Source organism: Mycobacterium sp. NGS57, assembly GCF_059812405.1.
The window spans coordinates 366274-382679 of record NZ_JCALCP010000002.1 but is presented as its reverse complement, the minus strand read 5'-3'; the positions used below and the strand labels follow the sequence as shown (position 1 = coordinate 382679).

The following is a 16406-nucleotide window of genomic DNA, read 5'->3' as shown; positions in this document are numbered from 1 at the left end:
ACAGCGCCAACATGACTCACTACACCTGGCTGCTCGTGGCACTGCCTTTGGCGGGCACCGCAATCCTGCTTTTCGGGGGCAGGCGCACCGACGCCTGGGGCCACCTGCTGGGCAGCGCCGCCGCGCTCGCGTCGTTCGGCGTAGGCGCGGCGCTGCTCGCCGAGATGCTCGGCCGCGACGGGGCCGGGCGGGCCATCCAGCAGAAGCTGTTCAGCTGGATCCCCGTCGGCGGGCTTCAGGTCGACATGGGGCTGCAGATCGACCAGCTGTCCATCTGCTTCGTGCTGTTGATCACCGGCGTCGGGTCGCTGATCCACATCTATTCGATCGGCTACATGGCCGAGGACCCGGACCGGCGCCGGTTTTTCGGCTACCTCAACCTGTTCTTGGCCTCGATGCTGCTGCTGGTGGTCGCCGACAACTACGTCGTGCTCTACCTCGGCTGGGAAGGCGTCGGCCTGGCCTCCTACCTGCTGATCGGTTTCTGGTACCACAAGCCGACGGCGGCGACGGCCGCCAAGAAGGCGTTCGTGATGAACCGGGTCGGCGACGCCGGGCTGGCGCTGGGAATGTTCGTCATGTTCAGCAGCTTCGGCACGCTGTCGTACTCCGGGGTGTTCGCCGCCGCGCCCGGGGCGAGCCGCGGCGCGCTGACCGCGATGGGGTTGCTGTTGCTGTTGGGCGCTTGCGCCAAGTCCGCGCAGGTACCGCTGCAGGCCTGGCTGGGTGACGCGATGGAGGGCCCGACCCCGGTGTCGGCGTTGATCCACGCGGCCACCATGGTGACCGCCGGTGTGTACCTGATCGTGCGGTCCAACCCGCTGTACAACCTGGCGCCCGACGCGCAACTGGCCGTGGTCGTCGTCGGCGCCGTCACACTGCTGCTCGGGGCGTTCATCGGCTGCGCCAAGGACGACATCAAGCGCGCCCTGGCCGCGTCGACGATGAGCCAGATCGGCTACATGGTGCTCGCCGCCGGCCTGGGCCCGGCCGGCTACGCGTTCGCGATCATGCACCTGCTGACCCACGGGTTCTTCAAGGCCGGGCTGTTCCTCGGCTCCGGCGCCGTCATCCACGCGATGCACGAGGAGCAGGACATGCGCCGCTACGGCGGCCTGCGCGCCGCGCTGCCGATCACGTTCGCCACCTTTGGCCTGGGCTATCTGGCGATCATCGGCGTGCCGCCGTTCGCGGGCTTCTTCTCCAAGGACAAGATCATCGAGGCGGCCCTGTCCACCGGCGACACCCGGGGCTACGTGCTGGGCGGGGCCGCGCTGCTGGGCGCCGGCGTCACCGCCTTCTACATGACGCGCGTGATGCTGATGACCTTCTTCGGCGAAAAGCGTTGGGCCCCGGGCTCGCATCCGCACGAGGCGCCGGCCGTGATGGCGTGGCCGATGATCCTGCTCGCGGTCGGCTCGGTGTTCTCCGGCGTGCTGTTGTGGTGGGGAGGCGCCCTGCAGCACTGGCTGGAGCCCGTCGTCGGAACGCACGAAGAAGCCGCCCATGCGCTTCCGTCCTGGGTCACCACCGTCGTAGCGCTGGGGGTGGTCGCCGTCGGCATCGTGGTGGCCCTCCGGATGTACGCCACCGCCCCCGTCCCGCGGGTGGCCCCGGCCCGCGTCTCGACCCTCACCACCGCCGCGCGCGCCGACCTCTATGGCGACGTCTTCAACGAGGAGGTGTTCATGCGCCCCGGCGCGCAACTGACCCACGCGTTGGTCGAAGTCGACGACGCGGGCGTGGACGGCTCGGTCAACGCGCTGGCGGCGTTGGTCAGCCGCACGTCGAATCGCCTGCGGGAGTTGCAAACCGGCTTTGCCCGCAACTATGCCCTGTCCATGCTGGTGGGCGCCGTGCTGGTGGCCGCGCTGATCCTGGCGGTGAAGGTCTGGTGAGCTCGAATTCCTTGACTGCGGTTCCCTGGCTGAGCGTCCTGTGGCTGGTGCCGCTGGCCGGTTCCGTGCTGATCATCCTGCTGCCCCCCGGCCTGCGCCGGCTCGCCAAGTGGACGGGCCTGGTCTTCGGCGTGGCGACGCTGGCGGTGGCGATCGTGGTCACCGTCGGGTTCAAGACCGGCGGCCCCACCTACCAGTTCGTCGAAAGCCACCGCTGGATACCGGCTTTGGGCGCGGGCTACTCCCTCGGCGTGGACGGCATCGCGGTCGTGCTGGTGCTGCTGACCGCGGTGCTGATCCCGCTGCTGCAGGTGGCCGGCTGGAACGACGGCAGGCAAGGCACGCAGCCCGATAGCCGTAGCGTGCACGCCTACGTCGCCCTGACCCTGGCCATCGAATCGATGGTGCTGATCTCGCTGATCTCGCTGGACGTATTGCTGTTCTACGTGTTCTTCGAGGCCATGCTCATCCCGATGTACTTCCTGATCGGCGGCTTCGGACAAGGCCCCGGCAAGTCGCGCGCAGCCGTGAAGTTCCTGCTGTACAACCTGTTCGGCGGCCTGATCATGCTGGCGGCGGTGATCGGGCTGTACGTCGTCACCGCGCAGCACGGCCCGGGCACGTTCGACTTCCGCGACATCGTCGCCGGGGTGGCGTCGGGCCGCTACGGCGCCGACCCCGCCGTGTTCAAGGCGCTGTTCCTCGGCTTCATGTTCGCGTTCGCGATCAAGGCCCCGCTGTGGCCGTTCCACCGCTGGCTGCCCGACGCCGCCGTCGAGGCGACACCGGCGACCGCCGTGCTGATGATGGCGGTGATGGACAAGGTCGGCACCTTCGGCATGCTGCGCTACTGCCTGCAGCTGTTCCCCGACGCCTCAACGTATTTCCGCCCCCTGATCATCGTGCTGGCCGTCATCGGGGTGGTCTACGGCGCGATCGTCGCGATCGGTCAGGCCGACATGATGCGCCTGATCGCCTACACCTCGATCTCCCACTTCGGGTTCATCATTCTGGGCATCTTCGTGATGACGAGCCAGGGGCAGAGCGGGTCGACGCTGTACATGCTCAACCACGGCCTGTCCACCGCGGCGGTGTTCCTGATCGCGGGCTTCCTGATTTCGCGGCACGGCAGCCGGACGATCGCCGACTACGGCGGTGTGCAGAAAGTGGCGCCGATCCTGGCGGGCACGTTCCTGGTGTCGGCGATGGCCACCCTGTCGCTGCCCGGGCTGGCGCCGTTCGTCAGCGAATTCCTGGTCCTGTTGGGCACTTTCAACCGCTATTGGCTGGCGGCGGCGTTCGGTGTCACCGCGCTGGTGCTGTCGTCGATCTACATGCTGTGGCTCTACCAGCGCGTGATGACGGGACCGGTGGCCAGCGGCAACGAACGCATCGGTGACCTCAAGGCGCGCGAAATGGTCGTCGTGGCACCGCTGATCGCGCTGCTGCTCGTTCTCGGCGTCTACCCCAAGCCGGTGCTGGACCTGATCAATCCCGCCGTCGCGAACACCATGACCACCATCGGCCAGCACGATCCCGCGCCGATCGTGCCACCGGGTACCGCCCTTCCACAGACAGCCGAAGGACCGCACCGATGACCCTCCCGACCCCCAGCGTCGAGTATTTCCTGCTGAGCCCGATGCTCATCGTCTTCGGTATCGCGGTCGTCGGCGTGCTCGCCGAGGCGTTCCTGCCCAGGCGAATTCGCTACGGCGCCCAGGTGGCGCTCGCGCTCGGTGGCCTGATCGCGGCGTTTGTCGCCGTCGTCGCCGTGAGCCGCTCGGTGCAACCCGGCGGGCGCACCGGGGTACTGGGCGCGGTCGCCATCGACCGGCCGACGCTGTACCTGCAGGGCACCGTGCTGCTGGTCGCGGTGCTGGCGGTGATCTTCATGGCCGAACGGACGCAAGCCAGGGCCGGCAGCAAGGTCGCCGTGGCGGTGGGCCCGGGCGGGCTGGATTCCTTTACGCCCCAGGCCTCCGCGGTTCCCGACAGCGACGTCGAGCGCGACGCCGAGCGCGCCGGAGCGGCGCAGACCGAGCTCTTCCCGCTGGCGATGCTGTCCGTCGGCGGCATGATGGTCTTCCCGGCGTCCAATGACCTGTTGACGATGTTCGTCGCGCTGGAGGTGCTGTCGCTGCCGCTGTACCTGATGTGCGGGCTGGCCCGTCACCGCCGCCTGCTGTCGCAGGAAGCGGCGATGAAGTACTTCCTGCTGGGCGCGTTCTCCTCGGCCTTCTTCCTGTACGGCGTGGCGCTGCTGTACGGCGCCACCGGCACCCTGCTGCTGCCCGGGATCCGGGTTGCGCTGGCCGCCCACGGGGATAGCTCGATGGCATTGACCGGCGTCGCGCTGTTGTCGGTCGGACTGCTGTTCAAAGTGGGTGCGGTCCCGTTCCATTCCTGGATTCCCGACGTCTACCAGGGCGCGCCCACCCCGATCACGGGGTTCATGGCCGCGGCCACCAAGGTGGCGGCGTTCGGCGCGCTGCTTCGGGTCATCTACGTCGCGCTACCGCCGCTGCACGACCAGTGGCGCCCGGTGTTATGGGCGATCTCGATCCTGACCATGGTCGTGGGCACCATCACCGCGGTCAACCAGACCGACGTCAAGCGATTGCTGGCCTATTCGTCGGTCGCGCATGTGGGTTTCATCCTCACCGGCGTCATCGCCGACAACCGGGCGGGCCTGTCGTCCACGCTGTTCTATCTGGTCGCCTACAGCTTCAGCACCATGGGCGCGTTCGCCATCGTGAGCCTGATCCGCAACGCCGACGGTGTCGAGGACGCCAAGATGTCGCACTGGGCGGGCCTCGGACAGCGTTCTCCCATTGTGGGCGTGATGTTTTCGATGTTCCTGCTGGCTTTCGCCGGGATTCCGCTGACGAGCGGGTTCGTCAGCAAGCTCGCCGTGTTCAAGGCGGCCGCCCAGGGCGGCGCCGCCGCGCTGGTCATCATCGGTGTGGTGGCCAGCGGTGTCGCCGCCTACTTCTACGTGCGGGTGATCGTGTCGATGTTCTTCACCGAAGCGACCGACAACACCCCGCAGGTGGTGGCGCCGGGCATCCTGAGCAAGGCTGCGATCGCGGTATGTGCCGCCGTCACAGTGGTTTTGGGGATCTTCCCGCAGCCGCTGCTCGACCTGGCCGATCAGGCGGCCCAGCTACTGCGCTGAGCCAGCGCCCGGGCTAGCCCCCGAGGAACAGGCCGGCCAGGTCGGCGCCGGCGGCCAAGGCCTGGTCGTAGGCGCCCACCGGGCCGCCGATCTGGCCGCCGTTGAAGACCTGCTGCCCGCTGCCCAGCAGCAGGCTGGAGTTGAAGCCCGTCCCAGGTTGCGCACCGGTGAACCCGTTGAGCGACTGTTGCGCGGTGCCCCACAGCAGGTTGCCGACGTTGAAGCTGCGGTTGACGAACCCGTTCAACGCGCTATCGGTGCCGAAAGTGCTTGTCTCCCAGGCCACCTCGCTGTTCACCAGCGAATGGTTGAAGGTGAGCTCGCCGTTGACCAGGTTGGTGTTGAAGTTGGTCTGCGCCGTGTCGAGCTGCTGCAGGAACGCGTTGAACGGGTTGGTGGCCGCGGCGCTGCCGGCGGCACCGAGCGCCGCCTGCGCCGGCGTCCCGAGAGCGAGGGTTACCTGCGCCGGGAACAAGCCGGCGAGGTCGGCGCCCGCGGCCAGGCTCTGGTCGAAGGCGCCCAGCGGTCCGCCGATGGCGCCGCTGTTGAAGGGCTGCGCCGCGCTTCCGATCAGCAGGTTCGAGTTGAAATTCGTCGGGACCTGCGCACCGGTGAAGAGGTTGGCGGATTGCTGAGCGCTGCCCCACAACAGGTTTCCGACGTTGAAGCTGCGGTTCACGAACCCGTTGAGCGCGGTGTTGGTGCCAAAGGTGGCTTGCTCGAAGGCCAGCTCACCGTTCACCAGCGAGTGGTTGAACGCCATCTCGCCGTTGACCAGGTTGGTGTTGAAGTTGACCTGCGCCGTCTCGAGCTGCTGCAGGAATCCGGTGACCGGGTTGCTGGTGGCCGCGCCGGCCAGCTGGCCGGGCAGGTTCTGCAGCGCCGCCGGCAGCGACATCAACTGCGTGGCCGCCGCCGACACCCCGCCGTGATAACCCACCATCGCGGCCACGTCGGCGGCCCACATCTGCTCGTAGTTGGACTCCACCGCCGCGATCGCCGGCGCGTTCTGCCCGAACAGGTTCGACACCACCAGCTCCACCAGATCCGAACGGTTGGCCACCACCGCCGCCGGATGCACCGTCGCGGCGAACGCCGACTCGAACGCGCTGACCACCGCCTTGGCCTGCGCCGCCGCCCCGGACGCCCGGGCCGCGGCCGCCGTCAGCCACCCCGCGTAGGGGGCGGCCGCCGACACCATCGCCGCCGACGCCGGACCCTGCCACGCCTGGCCCGCCAGCCCCGACGTCACCGACGAAAACGACTCCGCCGCGGAGCTCAACTCCGCCGAAAGGCCGTCCCAGGCCGCGGCGGCCGCCAGCATCGGCGCCGCACCGGCACCCGAAAACATCCGCAGCGAATTGATTTCCGGTGGAAGAGTCAAAAAGCTCATCAGCTTGCCCCCTTGTTGCATGCCGCACGACGCCCATCCCCAGGCCGCGCGGGCCGGCCGAGCATGACCCGGCCGTCGACAATAAACTCTAGGGATACTGTTTCCGCCTCGTCCGAAAACGGTCACTTTCAAACACCGGGCGCCCGGCCGCTCAGCTCGCGAACGGGCGTGTGGCGAGGACATAGATCGCCAGCACTCCCAACGGCGCGGCCACCGGCAGCCACGGCAGCTGCAGCGGGAACGACACCGCAACCACCCCGGCGCACGAAAACCCCACGGCGGCAACGACCGTCGGCCAGCTCCAGATGACGACACCGGCGGGCGTCCCGACCGCGTGGCGGCATACCAGGTAGGCGGCGGCGCTCAGCCCGGACCAGGCGGCGAATATCGGCGACGGGTCCGAGGCCGCAATCGTCGCCACCGCCAGCAGCACGGCGATCGTCGCCGCCGGGCGGAAGGCCAGCCCGGCACCGACCGCGACGGCAGCGGCCACGGCCGCGACGACCGCCGCCGGCGCCGCCGGCCGCGCGCCGGCGGCGGCCAGCCCGACCATGAGCCCACCGAAAACGGTCGAGGCCGGCAATGCGATCGGATTCATGGTGCTATCCCCCGAGCCGTCCCCGCACGCGGCGGCGGCGGTCCGGCAACACACCCATCGACTGATCCAGCGTGCTGTCCCCCCGCCACGGCACGATGTCCACCCCGATGGTCGCCATGTCGCGGTACATGGCCGAGCGCTGCAGCGCCCACATCCGGTCGATCAGGGGATCCTGCTGGGTCTCGAACGGTGAGCTGTCCAGGATGTCGACGGCGAGCACGACGTGGCCGCGCTTGCGGAGGTCGATCAACGCCAGCGCGAATTCGGTGTCGAGCAACGTAGAGAACGCGATGACGACCGCGCCGACGGGAACCGCCGCGCGCGGCGCCAGTGTGCCCGTGGTGTGTTCGAATCGCTCGCCGGCACCGAGCACCGTGTCGAGCACCCGGTAGAACTGGCGCTGTCCGATATCGGCGCCGAGCCAGCGCGGCCGGTTGCCGCCGAGGGCGACGATCCCGGCGCGATCGCCGTGCCGCAGCGCGGTCTGCACCACCTGCGCCGCACCGCGCACCACTCGTTCGGTGGCCTCGGTCGCCGGGCCGGCCGGCTGCCGATAGGTGTCGATCAGCACCACCACGTCGGCGGCGCGGTCGGTCAACCGCTGGGTCACGTGCAGCTGGCGGCGGCGCGCGCTCACCGGCCAGTTGACCGCCCGCAGCTGGTCGCCGGGGACGTACGGGCGGATGTCGGCGTACTCGACGCCCGGGCCGATGTGCCGGGTGAGGTGGGCGCCGAGGCGGTCGAGCAGCTCGATCTGCGGCAGCGGCGTCGACTGCGGGGGTGTCAGCGGAAACACGATGACGTCGGCGGCGTCGACGGTGGCCGTGCCGGTGAGCAACCCGCCGCGCGCGACCGCCTCGATGCGGGCCCGGATCGGATACCGCCCCCAGCGCTCCGCCGTTGCCGCAACCGATTTCGCGTGGGGCGACTCCGGCTCGAGCGCGTCGAACTGCAGGCCCGCGACGGGCGCCAGGGCGAGCTCGGCCGCCGCGGGCCCGTGTTCGTGGGTCAGCCACACCTTCACCCGCGCCGGCTCGGTTTCGAAGCAGCGCTGCGAATCGGGTTCCCCGTGCACCCAGAACCTCGGCACCGGACGCTGCCAGGTGATCGAGCACAGCACGCCGAGCAGTGGCGCCGCGAACGCGATCAGCTGCCAGCGCCCGCCGATCACGGCGACGGCCAGCGCGACCCCGGCGGAGGTCGCGATCGCCCGCGTCAATGGTGATGCGCGCCAACTGAACTCGGCTTCCCGCGTTGCGATCACGCCGGGCTCACCCAGTCCCCCCGTGCCCCCCGCCGGTTCGGGGCACCGGCAAGCGGCGCAACAGCTCACCGACCACGTCGGCGCCCTGAATCTTGCGCACCCACATCTCCGGGCGCAGCGTGATCCGGTGGGCGACGGCCGCGACGGCGAGCGCCTTGACGTCTTCGGGGATCACGTAGTCGCGACCGAGCAGCAGCGCACGGGCGCGCGCGAGTTGAACGAGGTCGAGTTCCGCGCGCGGGCTGGCGCCCACCGCGACCTGCGGATGGTGGCGGGTGGCGGTGGCCAGGGATACCACGTAGTGCAACACGTCCTCGTGCACGGTCACCTGCTCGACCGACTCGCGCATCGCCAGCAGGTCGTGGGCGTCCACCACCTGGTTGACCGTGGGCTCGGCCGAACCGCGCTCGAGGCGGCGGCGCAGCATCGCGGTCTCGTCGTGCTCCGAGAGGTAGCGCAGTTCCAGCCGGACCGCGAACCGGTCCAGCTGCGCCTCGGGCAACGGATACGTGCCCTCGTACTCGATCGGGTTGTCCGTCGCCAACACGATGAATGGCGTTGGCAGCTTGTGGGTTTCGCCGTCGATGCTGACCTGGCCCTCGGCCATCGCCTCCAGCAGGGCCGCCTGCGTCTTGGGCGGCGTGCGGTTGATCTCGTCGGCCAGCAACAGGTTGGTGAAGATCGGCCCGGCGCGGAACGCGAAGCGGCCCGACTGCATGTCGTAGATCGTCGAGCCGAGCAGATCGGCGGGCAGGAGGTCCGGCGTGAACTGCACCCGGGTGAATCGAAGACCCAGCGCGGCCGCGAAGGACCGCGCGATCAGCGTCTTGCCCAGGCCGGGCAGGTCTTCTATGAGAACGTGGCCGCGCGCGAGCACTGCGGTCAGGATGAGCGTCAGCGCCGCGCGCTTGCCCACCACCACGCGTTCGATTTCGTCGAGCACCGCCTCGCAGCGCGCGGTGGTGGTACCCGCTGGCATGGCGGCCGGCAGTGTCATACCTTCTCCAACTTCCGCAGAATTTCTTCCAGCACCGCACGGCCGGGCCCGGGCTCGCGGTCCCCGGTCCGCGTCACATTGTTCGGGTTGACCCATTCCCACAGTTCGGCGCCGAATAGCATTCGGCCGGTCGCGTGATACGCCGCGCGGTCCTTGGATTGCCTTTGGCCCGTGGTCATTTCGTAGCGTCGCGCGAGCATGGGTCGCAGGTGCCGGTCCCAGTCCGCGCGGGAGGAGTCCGACCACCGGATCGTCGTCTCGGTGGTGGCCAGCCAGCGGCGCAGCGAATCGCCCAGGTCGTCGTGGCCGGACTCCCCGGGCGGTTCCGTGCCGCGTCCCAGGTAGCGACGGACGTTGAGCAGTACCAGGGCGAGACCAATGCCGGACGCCGCCAACAGGAATCGCCGGCCGTGCAGCATCAACACCAGGAGCTCGACGGACAGCACCAGGCAAACACCCAGGGTTATCAGCCTTTTCATGCCGCGCACCGCAGTTCCGCGAGAACCAGCCGCAGGACGTCTACCGCCAGCTTGCGGTGCTCCTCGCTCATCACGTGCGGGCTGAAGCGTGCCTCTTCGAACAGGTTCACCAACTGCTCGGCATTATCGGCGTGCAGCGCGTGGTGTTCGACGGCGCGGACGAGCACCTCGGTCGGCGTGTCGAAGTCCTGCGGGGCGGCGCCCGGAACATGGGCGAGCTCGCTTTCCATCGCGGCGTAGCAGGCGATGATCGCCTCGCGCGGCTCCCGGTTGAGGTCGCCGATCTCGGCCAGCCCGACTTCGGCGGCGCGGGCCAGCGTCTCCGAGGGCGGCGCCGGCGCCTCGACGTGACCGTCGAGGCGATCGCCGGTGACGCTCGGTGTGGCCGCCCGCCACCGACGCCCGGCCATGACGGCCGATCCGGCGACGATCACCAGCAGCATCGGGATGGTGGCGGCGAGCAGGATGCCGATGGTGTCCGCGGAGTTCTTCGGCGGGTGCCGTGGTGGCGGCCGGCCTGCGGGCTGGCCCGGCGGCCGCTCGGTACCGGACTGACCGGGCGCGGCGGGATTGATGTCGTGCGGCGTCAGGTACTGGACGAGCAATGTCGCAATCACCAGCCACGCCACGATCACGGCCAGCCCGATCAGCAACACGCGCCACCTCGGTCCGCCCCGGTCGGTACCCAGCATCCCGGACAGGTCCCCCTGCTTCGGCGCCACCGCCCGCGGGTCCCGCAACCGCGCGATGACGGCGATCACCAGCAGGGCGAGAGTCGCGCCGAGTGCCCCGATGACGAATATCAGCGCCACCCTGGCGCTACCCGGCTCCGCGCGCATCGCGCGGCCCTGAGCCGGTAGGTATCCGCGCAGGGCGGCCGCGTCGAAGAACATCACGACGATCAGCGCGACAACGCGCCCCGTCGGCTTGTCAATCCCGGGCTTGATAACGGGCATGCCCCACCACTCGACCGGTTGCCTGCCGCCGTTGCGGCACTGGCTTTGTACATACTTGCACGTCGCGCAGCTATGTCGCCAGGAACGCCGCTGGTGGGCGCTGCGACGTCGGCTGCGCCGAGGTCCCGCCCTGCGCTCACGCCCGACGCCATAGCTGCTGTCCGACGATCCGCCGCCCGGGCCCTGGCGGGTGTTTCGCGCCCGGCGGTGCGACACTGAACGCGTGCCGCCGTACCGCGACCTCGCCGCGTTCGACGACCGAGCGCCCGCATACGACCGCGGGTGGCGCGGTCGGCTGCATCATGAGATCGCCGACCGCACCGCGCATCTCGCGGTGGCGACCGAAGCCGCTCCCGGCCGCGTGCTGGACGTGGGCTGCGGGACCGGCTATCTGCTGCGCGCGCTGGGCCACCGCTACCCGGATGCCCGGCAACTGTGCGGCGTCGATGCCGCGCCGCAAATGATCGCGGCCGCAAGCTCTTTCGGCGGCGACGACCGGTTGAGCTTCACCGTGGGGGTGGCTGAGCGGCTCGACCACCCCGACGGCGCATTCGATCTCGTCGTCAGCTCGACGTCGTTCGACCACTGGACGGACCAGCAGGCCGGTCTGCGCGAATGCGCCCGGGTGCTGCGCCCCGGCGGTCACCTGGTGCTCGCCGACCAGTTCTCGTGGTGGCTGGCGCCGACCCTGGCCACCAGTCGTCGGGGCAAGGCCCGCACCCGGGGCCGCGCCAACGGCCTGCTGCTGCGCGCGGGTTTTGGTTCCCCGCGATGGCACCGAGTGTGCGCGGTCATCATCAACGCGGTGACGACCACCAAGCTTCAGCCGGGCGCGAACGGCCGGAAGCTGCCGTCGAGCACCTGATGATGGCCGATCGTGCGCCCGGTGACCACCGCGGCGTCCACCAGCGCCAGTTCCGCTGCGGCCCGGGCAAATTCCTCGGCCGTGGCGGTGTCGGCGAACTCGCGGGCGTAGTACGACAGGCCCGGGGTGAGGATCGGTTTCGACGGCGACAGCGCGTTCACCGCGATGTTGTGGTCGGCGAGGTCGAACGCCGCGCACTGGGTGAGGTGCTCGAGCGCCGCCTTGGATCCGCCGTAACCGGGCAGCACCCCGCCGCTGCGATCGGCGTACGGTCCGTCGCCGGGCAGCCGCGACGCGACCGAGGTGACGTTGATGATCGACCCCCCGCCCAACTCGATCATGTCGGGGCACACCAGTTGCATCAGCTCGTAGGCGGCGAACACCGCGATGTCGAAATGCCGCCGAAACGCGTGCAGCGGCGTGCTGACGAACCCCGGCCAGCCGGGCTTGGCGGCGCCCGTCGCGGCCCTGGGGGGCTTTGCGCGTTGCTCGGAGCCCGGCGCCGGCGGGCGCCCGGGCGCGGTGAAGGCCGCATTGTTGACCAGAATCGTGATGGGCCCCAACGCTTCTCGAGCCTCATCCACCAGCCGCGCGACGTCGTCGCGGTCGGTGAGATCGGCACGGATCGCCACGGCGCGCCCACCTGTGGCCTCGATGCCGCCGACCGTGGCACCGATGGTTCCCGGCAATCGCTCGTCCCATACCTGTTCGGTGCGCCCGACGACGGCCACCGCCGCACCCTCGGCCGCCAAGGCCAGCGCGATCGCCCGGCCCAGGCCGCGGCTGGCGCCGGTGACGATGGCGGCCCGGCCCGCCAGCCGCCCGGTCATCCCGTCACCCCGTGCAAGACGATGGCGGTCGTCTGCCGCACCCAGGCGTCGTCCAGCTCCTCCTCCGGGCGCAGCAGCATCCGCAGCATCGTCGCCCCTCCCATCAGCTCGATCAACCGGTCCGGGTCCACGTCGGGATGCGCCTCGCCGCGGTCGATGGCCTCGCCCAGCCGCACCCGCACCGCCGAGAACACATCGGCGAAGCGCGACATCACCCGCGCGTTCAGAGCGGGATCGGCGGTCATGTCGGCCACCAGGCCGGGCAGCGCGGCGCGCACCACGGGCGTGGTGAACACATCGCGGGTGGCCTCGATCATCATCCGGACGTCGGCGGCGATGTCGCCGGCCGGAGCCTCCAGCGCGGTGGGGGCGGTCGGGAACGCCGCCTCGTGCACGAGTTCGGCCTTGCTCGACCACCGGCGGTACAGGGCCGATTTCGTGGTGCCGGCCCGCTCGGCCACCGCGGCCAGGCTGAGATTCGAATAGCCGATCTCCACAAGCAGTTCCGCGGTCGCCGACAGGATCGCCGAATCGATGCGGGGATCCCGGGGGCGGCCGGCACCGGGGACCTTGTCAAGGTAGGGCGGGTCTGCTTTCATAACGCTACCTACCGTATCGTAATTGCCCCGAAGAAGTCTCGAAGAATGGAGGCACCCGTGGCCACCGAACCGGCGCTCGACAATGTCGACCGGCTTCAGCGCTCCAGCCGCGACGTCACGACCGTGCCGGCGGTGATGTCGCAATGGCTGTCGACCGTCCTGCCCGATAACGCGAACCCACAGGTGACAGTGGAAAGCGGCGTCGACGCGACGGGCATGTCGTCGGAGACCATCATCCTGACCGCCCGCTGGCAACAGGACGGGGCACCGATCGAACAGAAGCTGGTGGCCCGGGTGGCGCCGACCGCCGAGGACGTGCAGGTCTTCCCGACGTACCGGCTCGACCACCAATTCGAGGTGATCCGCGAGGTCGGCGATCTCACCGACGTGCCCGTGCCACGCGTGCGCTGGCTGGAACCCAGCGGCGACGTCCTGGGCACCCCGTTCTTCGTCATGGATTACGTCGACGGCGAGGTGCCGCCCGACGTCATGCCCTACACCTTCGGGGGCAACTGGTTCGCCGACGCGCCCGCCGAGCGCCGGCGCGCGCTGCAGGACGCCACGGTGGGCGTGCTCGCCAAGCTGCACGCAATCCCCGACGCGCAGAACATGTTTGGCTTCCTGGCCGAGGGCGCAGACGGTGACACCGCGCTGCGCCGGCACTTCAACTGGGTGCGCTCGTGGTACGACTTCGCGGTCCCCGACATCGGCCGATCGCCGCTGCTGGAGCGGACCTTCGAATGGCTGCAGGACAACTGGCCGGCCGAGGCGGACGCCCGCGAGCCCGTGCTGCTGTGGGGCGACGCGCGGGTGGGCAACGTGCTCTACCGCGACTTCGCCCCGGTGGCGGTGCTGGACTGGGAGATGGTGACGCTGGGTCCGCGCGAACTGGACGTCGCGTGGATGATTTACGCGCACATGGTCTTTCAGGAACTCGCCGGTCTGGCCACGCTGCCCGGGCTGCCCGACGTGATGCGTGAGGACGACGTCCGCGCCACCTACCAAAGACTCACCGGGGTGGAAATGGGCGACCTGCGCTGGTTCTACGCCTACTCCGGGGTGATGTGGGCCTGCGTGTTCATGCGCACCGGCGCGCGGCGGGTGCACTTCGGCGAAACCGAAAAGCCAGACGATGTCGAATCGCTGTTCTACCACGCCGGATTGATGAGGCGGCTCATCGGAGAGGAGCAGTAATGCTTGGCCCGCTCGACGAATTCCCGGTCCACCAGGTTCCCCAGCCGATCGCGTGGGCGGGTTCCTCCGACCGCAACTTCTACGACCGCTCTTACTTCAACGCCCACGACCGCACCGGCGACATCTTCGTCATCAGCGGCATCGGCTACTACCCCAACCTGGGCGTCAAGGACGCGTTCCTGCTCGTCCGGCGCGGCGACACCCAGACCGCGGTGCACCTGTCCGACGCCATCGACTCCGACCGGCTCAACCAGAACGTCAACGGTTATCGCGTCGAGGTCAGCGAGCCGCTGCGCAAGCTACGGATCGTGCTCGACGAAACCGACGGCATCGCAGCCGATCTCACCTGGGAGGGCCTGTTCGACGTCGTCCAGGAGCAGCCCCACCTGATGCGCTCCGGAAACCGGGTGACGCTGGACGCCCAGCGATTCGCCCAGCTGGGCAGCTGGAGCGGCCGCATCGCCATCGACGGCGAGGAGATCGCGGTCGACCCCGCGACCTGGATCGGCAGCCGCGACCGGTCCTGGGGCATCCGGCCGATCGGTGAGCCCGAACCGGCGGGCCGGCCCGCCGATCCGCCGTTCGAGGGCATGTGGTGGCTCTACGTGCCGATGGCGTTCGACGAGTTCGCCATCGTGCTGATCATCCAGGAGGAGCCCAGCGGGTTCCGCTCGCTCAACGACTGCACCCGGGTCTGGCGCGACGGCCGCGTCGAACAGTTGGGCTGGCCGCGGGTGAAGATCCACTACCGGTCGGGCACCCGCATCCCGACCGGGGCCACCATCGACGCGACCGCCCCCGACGGGACACCGGTGCACTTCGACGTGGAATCCAAGCTGCCCGTGCCCATCCACGTCGGCGGCGGCTACGGCGGCGACTCGGACTGGCTGCACGGCATGTGGAAGGGCGAAAAGTTCGTCGAGCGGCTGACTTACGACATGACCGACCCGGCGATCGTCGCGCGGTCGGGCTTCGGCGTGATCGACCACGTGGGCCGCGCGGTGTGCCGCGACGGCGACGGCGATCCGGTCGAGGGCTGGGGCCTCTACGAACATGGCGCACTCGGCCGCCACGACCCGTCGGGCTTCCCGGACTGGCTGACCGTCGCGCCCTAGCTCGGCCCCAGCTCGTCGACGATCTCCGACAAGGTCTCGAGCGCGATCGGCGACGGCTGATACAGGCACACGGTGTCGGAGACGCCGTCGACGCGGTCGCGGATGTGGGCGGCGATTTCTTTGGGGGTGCCGCAGGCGGCGATGGTGTGCAGCATGCCGTCGTCGATCAGGCCGCCCATCTCCTGCCAGCGGCCCTGCTTGGACATCGCGTTGAGCTCGGGCTGTAGGTCCTCCCAGCCGTGCGCGGCCAGCACGGGCCGGTAGGCCGGCGTCGACCCGTAGAAGGCGAGCAGCCGCCGGGTGGCGGCGTGGTCTGCCGCGCCCGAGCCGGCCGAGACGATGATCTCGGGAATCACGGCGAAGTCCTCGCGCCGGCGGCCGGCCGCCGCCAGGCCGTCGCGCACCGCGGGCAGCGTGTTGTCGTGCAAAAACCGCTTCGAGCCGAACGGCATCACCAGCAGGCCGTCGGCGTGCCCGGCCACCGCGCGGGTCAGGCGCGGACCCAGGGCGCCGACATAGATCGGCGGCGGGCCGTAGGGGTTCGGGCCGGGGCTGAAGGTCGGCGTCATCAGCGTGTGCCGGTAGTACTGGCCGCGAAAGTCCAAGCGGCCGCCGGTATTCCACGCCGCAAAGATCGCGCGCAGGGCGCCGATCAGCTCGGTCATGCGGGCCACCGGGTGATCGAACTGCGCGCCGAACCGCTTCTCGATCTGCGGGCGGATCTGGGTGCCCAGGCCGAGGAAGAATCGCCCCCCGCTCAGCAGCTGATGGTCGTTGGCCTGGTGCGCCAGGTGGATGGGATTGCGCGGAAACGCGATCGCCACGTTGGTCATCAGGTCCAGGCCGCCCACGGTGGCGGCCAGCGTCAGCGGGGCGAACACATCATGCGGGCCCTCGAAGGTGGCGACGCCGGTGGCGCCGGCGTCGCGCAGCTCCCTCGCGCGCCCGGCCGCATCGACGGGCCCGTACAAGGCGGTGAAGACTTTCATGTACCTACCTTGTCGGCCCTGTCGGCGCTGCGGGAGGAAATTTATCTTACGAAC

General features: G+C 69.6%; 15 protein-coding genes. 6 read left to right on the top strand and 9 right to left on the bottom strand.

Features of this window, described 5'->3' with window-relative positions; genetic code table 11:
- Nucleotides 1–11 precede the first annotated feature (11 nt).
- From nuoL to nuoN, 3 genes are read left to right on the top strand one after another with little or no spacing between them, the layout of a single operon-like run.
- Nucleotides 12–1898, top strand: coding sequence for an NADH-quinone oxidoreductase subunit L (nuoL, locus tag AC5Y43_RS05225; RefSeq protein WP_499970008.1), 1887 nt, complete (start codon nt 12–14; stop codon nt 1896–1898).
- A gap of 11 nt (nt 1899–1909) precedes the next feature.
- Entirely contained in the window at nt 1910–3496 is a 1587-nt protein-coding gene (locus AC5Y43_RS05220) for an NADH-quinone oxidoreductase subunit M (RefSeq protein ID WP_499970449.1), read from the top strand.
- Complete coding sequence (nuoN, locus tag AC5Y43_RS05215; RefSeq protein ID WP_499970006.1) at nt 3493–5073, top strand: NADH-quinone oxidoreductase subunit NuoN; 1581 nt, start codon at nt 3493–3495, stop codon at nt 5071–5073. Before AC5Y43_RS05220 ends, nuoN begins: the two co-directional genes overlap by 4 nt.
- A 13-nt stretch (nt 5074–5086) precedes the next feature.
- Here nuoN and AC5Y43_RS05210 read toward each other — a convergent pair whose 3' ends face one another.
- The 6 genes from AC5Y43_RS05210 to AC5Y43_RS05185 form a co-directional block, all read right to left on the bottom strand.
- Nucleotides 5087–6466 (bottom strand): PPE family protein, encoded by a 1380-nt coding sequence (locus AC5Y43_RS05210; protein WP_499970004.1) that lies wholly within the window; start codon nt 6464–6466, stop codon nt 5087–5089.
- A gap of 151 nt (nt 6467–6617) precedes the next feature.
- Nucleotides 6618–7064 carry a hypothetical protein gene (locus tag AC5Y43_RS05205; RefSeq protein WP_499970002.1) on the bottom strand — a complete coding sequence of 149 codons (447 nt, stop codon included), beginning with the start codon at nt 7062–7064 and terminating at the stop codon, nt 6618–6620.
- Between the two features lie 4 nt (nt 7065–7068).
- Nucleotides 7069–8328, bottom strand: coding sequence for a DUF58 domain-containing protein (locus AC5Y43_RS05200; protein WP_499970000.1), 1260 nt, complete (start codon nt 8326–8328; stop codon nt 7069–7071).
- A gap of 7 nt (nt 8329–8335) precedes the next feature.
- The gene (locus AC5Y43_RS05195; protein WP_499970447.1) at nt 8336–9307 is read right to left on the bottom strand and encodes an AAA family ATPase; all 972 of its coding nucleotides are present in this window, start codon (nt 9305–9307) and stop codon (nt 8336–8338) included.
- A gap of 14 nt (nt 9308–9321) precedes the next feature.
- A complete protein-coding gene (locus tag AC5Y43_RS05190) occupies nt 9322–9804 on the bottom strand; it encodes a hypothetical protein (protein WP_499969998.1) in 483 nt (160 codons plus the stop codon).
- Entirely contained in the window at nt 9801–10760 is a 960-nt protein-coding gene (locus AC5Y43_RS05185; protein ID WP_499969995.1) for a DUF4129 domain-containing protein, read from the bottom strand. Before AC5Y43_RS05185 ends, AC5Y43_RS05190 begins: the two co-directional genes overlap by 4 nt.
- Nucleotides 10761–10983: 223 nt before the next feature.
- Here AC5Y43_RS05185 and AC5Y43_RS05180 point away from each other — a divergent pair, with 223 nt between their 5' ends.
- Entirely contained in the window at nt 10984–11625 is a 642-nt protein-coding gene (locus AC5Y43_RS05180) for a class I SAM-dependent methyltransferase (RefSeq protein ID WP_499969993.1), read from the top strand.
- Here the strand turns inward: AC5Y43_RS05180 and AC5Y43_RS05175 are convergent.
- Both AC5Y43_RS05175 and AC5Y43_RS05170 read right to left on the bottom strand, forming a co-directional pair.
- Nucleotides 11583–12455, bottom strand: coding sequence for an SDR family NAD(P)-dependent oxidoreductase (locus AC5Y43_RS05175; protein ID WP_499969991.1), 873 nt, complete (start codon nt 12453–12455; stop codon nt 11583–11585). The two genes, AC5Y43_RS05180 and AC5Y43_RS05175, sit on opposite strands and share 43 nt — an antisense overlap.
- Complete coding sequence (locus AC5Y43_RS05170; RefSeq protein ID WP_499969989.1) at nt 12452–13054, bottom strand: TetR/AcrR family transcriptional regulator; 603 nt, start codon at nt 13052–13054, stop codon at nt 12452–12454. The genes AC5Y43_RS05175 and AC5Y43_RS05170 overlap by 4 nt, the downstream gene beginning before the upstream one ends.
- 57 nt (nt 13055–13111) lie before the next feature.
- On the opposite strand from AC5Y43_RS05170, the gene AC5Y43_RS05165 reads away from it, so the two are divergent.
- Complete coding sequence (locus AC5Y43_RS05165) at nt 13112–14248, top strand: phosphotransferase family protein (protein WP_499969987.1); 1137 nt, start codon at nt 13112–13114, stop codon at nt 14246–14248.
- Nucleotides 14248–15363 (top strand): Rv3169 family protein, encoded by a 1116-nt coding sequence (locus AC5Y43_RS05160; protein WP_499969985.1) that lies wholly within the window; start codon nt 14248–14250, stop codon nt 15361–15363. The genes AC5Y43_RS05165 and AC5Y43_RS05160 overlap by 1 nt, the downstream gene beginning before the upstream one ends.
- Here AC5Y43_RS05160 and AC5Y43_RS05155 read toward each other — a convergent pair.
- Complete coding sequence (locus AC5Y43_RS05155) at nt 15360–16352, bottom strand: TIGR03617 family F420-dependent LLM class oxidoreductase (protein WP_499969983.1); 993 nt, start codon at nt 16350–16352, stop codon at nt 15360–15362. The genes AC5Y43_RS05160 and AC5Y43_RS05155 overlap by 4 nt on opposite strands.
- Nucleotides 16353–16406: the final 54 nt, after the last annotated feature.

What these genes read in the sequence shown, in the direction of transcription:
- AC5Y43_RS05175 (WP_499969991.1), bottom strand. Translation starts at nt 12,455, where the DNA reads ATGACCGGGCGGCTGGCGGGCCGGGCCGCCATCGTCACCGGCGCCAGC.
- AC5Y43_RS05170 (WP_499969989.1), bottom strand. Translation starts at nt 13,054, where the DNA reads ATGAAAGCAGACCCGCCCTACCTTGACAAGGTCCCCGGTGCCGGCCGC.
- AC5Y43_RS05160 (WP_499969985.1), top strand. Translation starts at nt 14,248, where the DNA reads ATGCTTGGCCCGCTCGACGAATTCCCGGTCCACCAGGTTCCCCAGCCG.
- AC5Y43_RS05185 (WP_499969995.1), bottom strand. Translation starts at nt 10,760, where the DNA reads ATGCCCGTTATCAAGCCCGGGATTGACAAGCCGACGGGGCGCGTTGTC.
- AC5Y43_RS05195 (WP_499970447.1), bottom strand. Translation starts at nt 9,307, where the DNA reads ATGCCAGCGGGTACCACCACCGCGCGCTGCGAGGCGGTGCTCGACGAA.
- AC5Y43_RS05155 (WP_499969983.1), bottom strand. Translation starts at nt 16,352, where the DNA reads ATGAAAGTCTTCACCGCCTTGTACGGGCCCGTCGATGCGGCCGGGCGC.
- AC5Y43_RS05210 (WP_499970004.1), bottom strand. Translation starts at nt 6,466, where the DNA reads ATGAGCTTTTTGACTCTTCCACCGGAAATCAATTCGCTGCGGATGTTT.
- nuoN (WP_499970006.1), top strand. Translation starts at nt 3,493, where the DNA reads ATGACCCTCCCGACCCCCAGCGTCGAGTATTTCCTGCTGAGCCCGATG.
- AC5Y43_RS05190 (WP_499969998.1), bottom strand. Translation starts at nt 9,804, where the DNA reads ATGAAAAGGCTGATAACCCTGGGTGTTTGCCTGGTGCTGTCCGTCGAG.
- nuoL (WP_499970008.1), top strand. Translation starts at nt 12, where the DNA reads ATGACTCACTACACCTGGCTGCTCGTGGCACTGCCTTTGGCGGGCACC.
- AC5Y43_RS05205 (WP_499970002.1), bottom strand. Translation starts at nt 7,064, where the DNA reads ATGAATCCGATCGCATTGCCGGCCTCGACCGTTTTCGGTGGGCTCATG.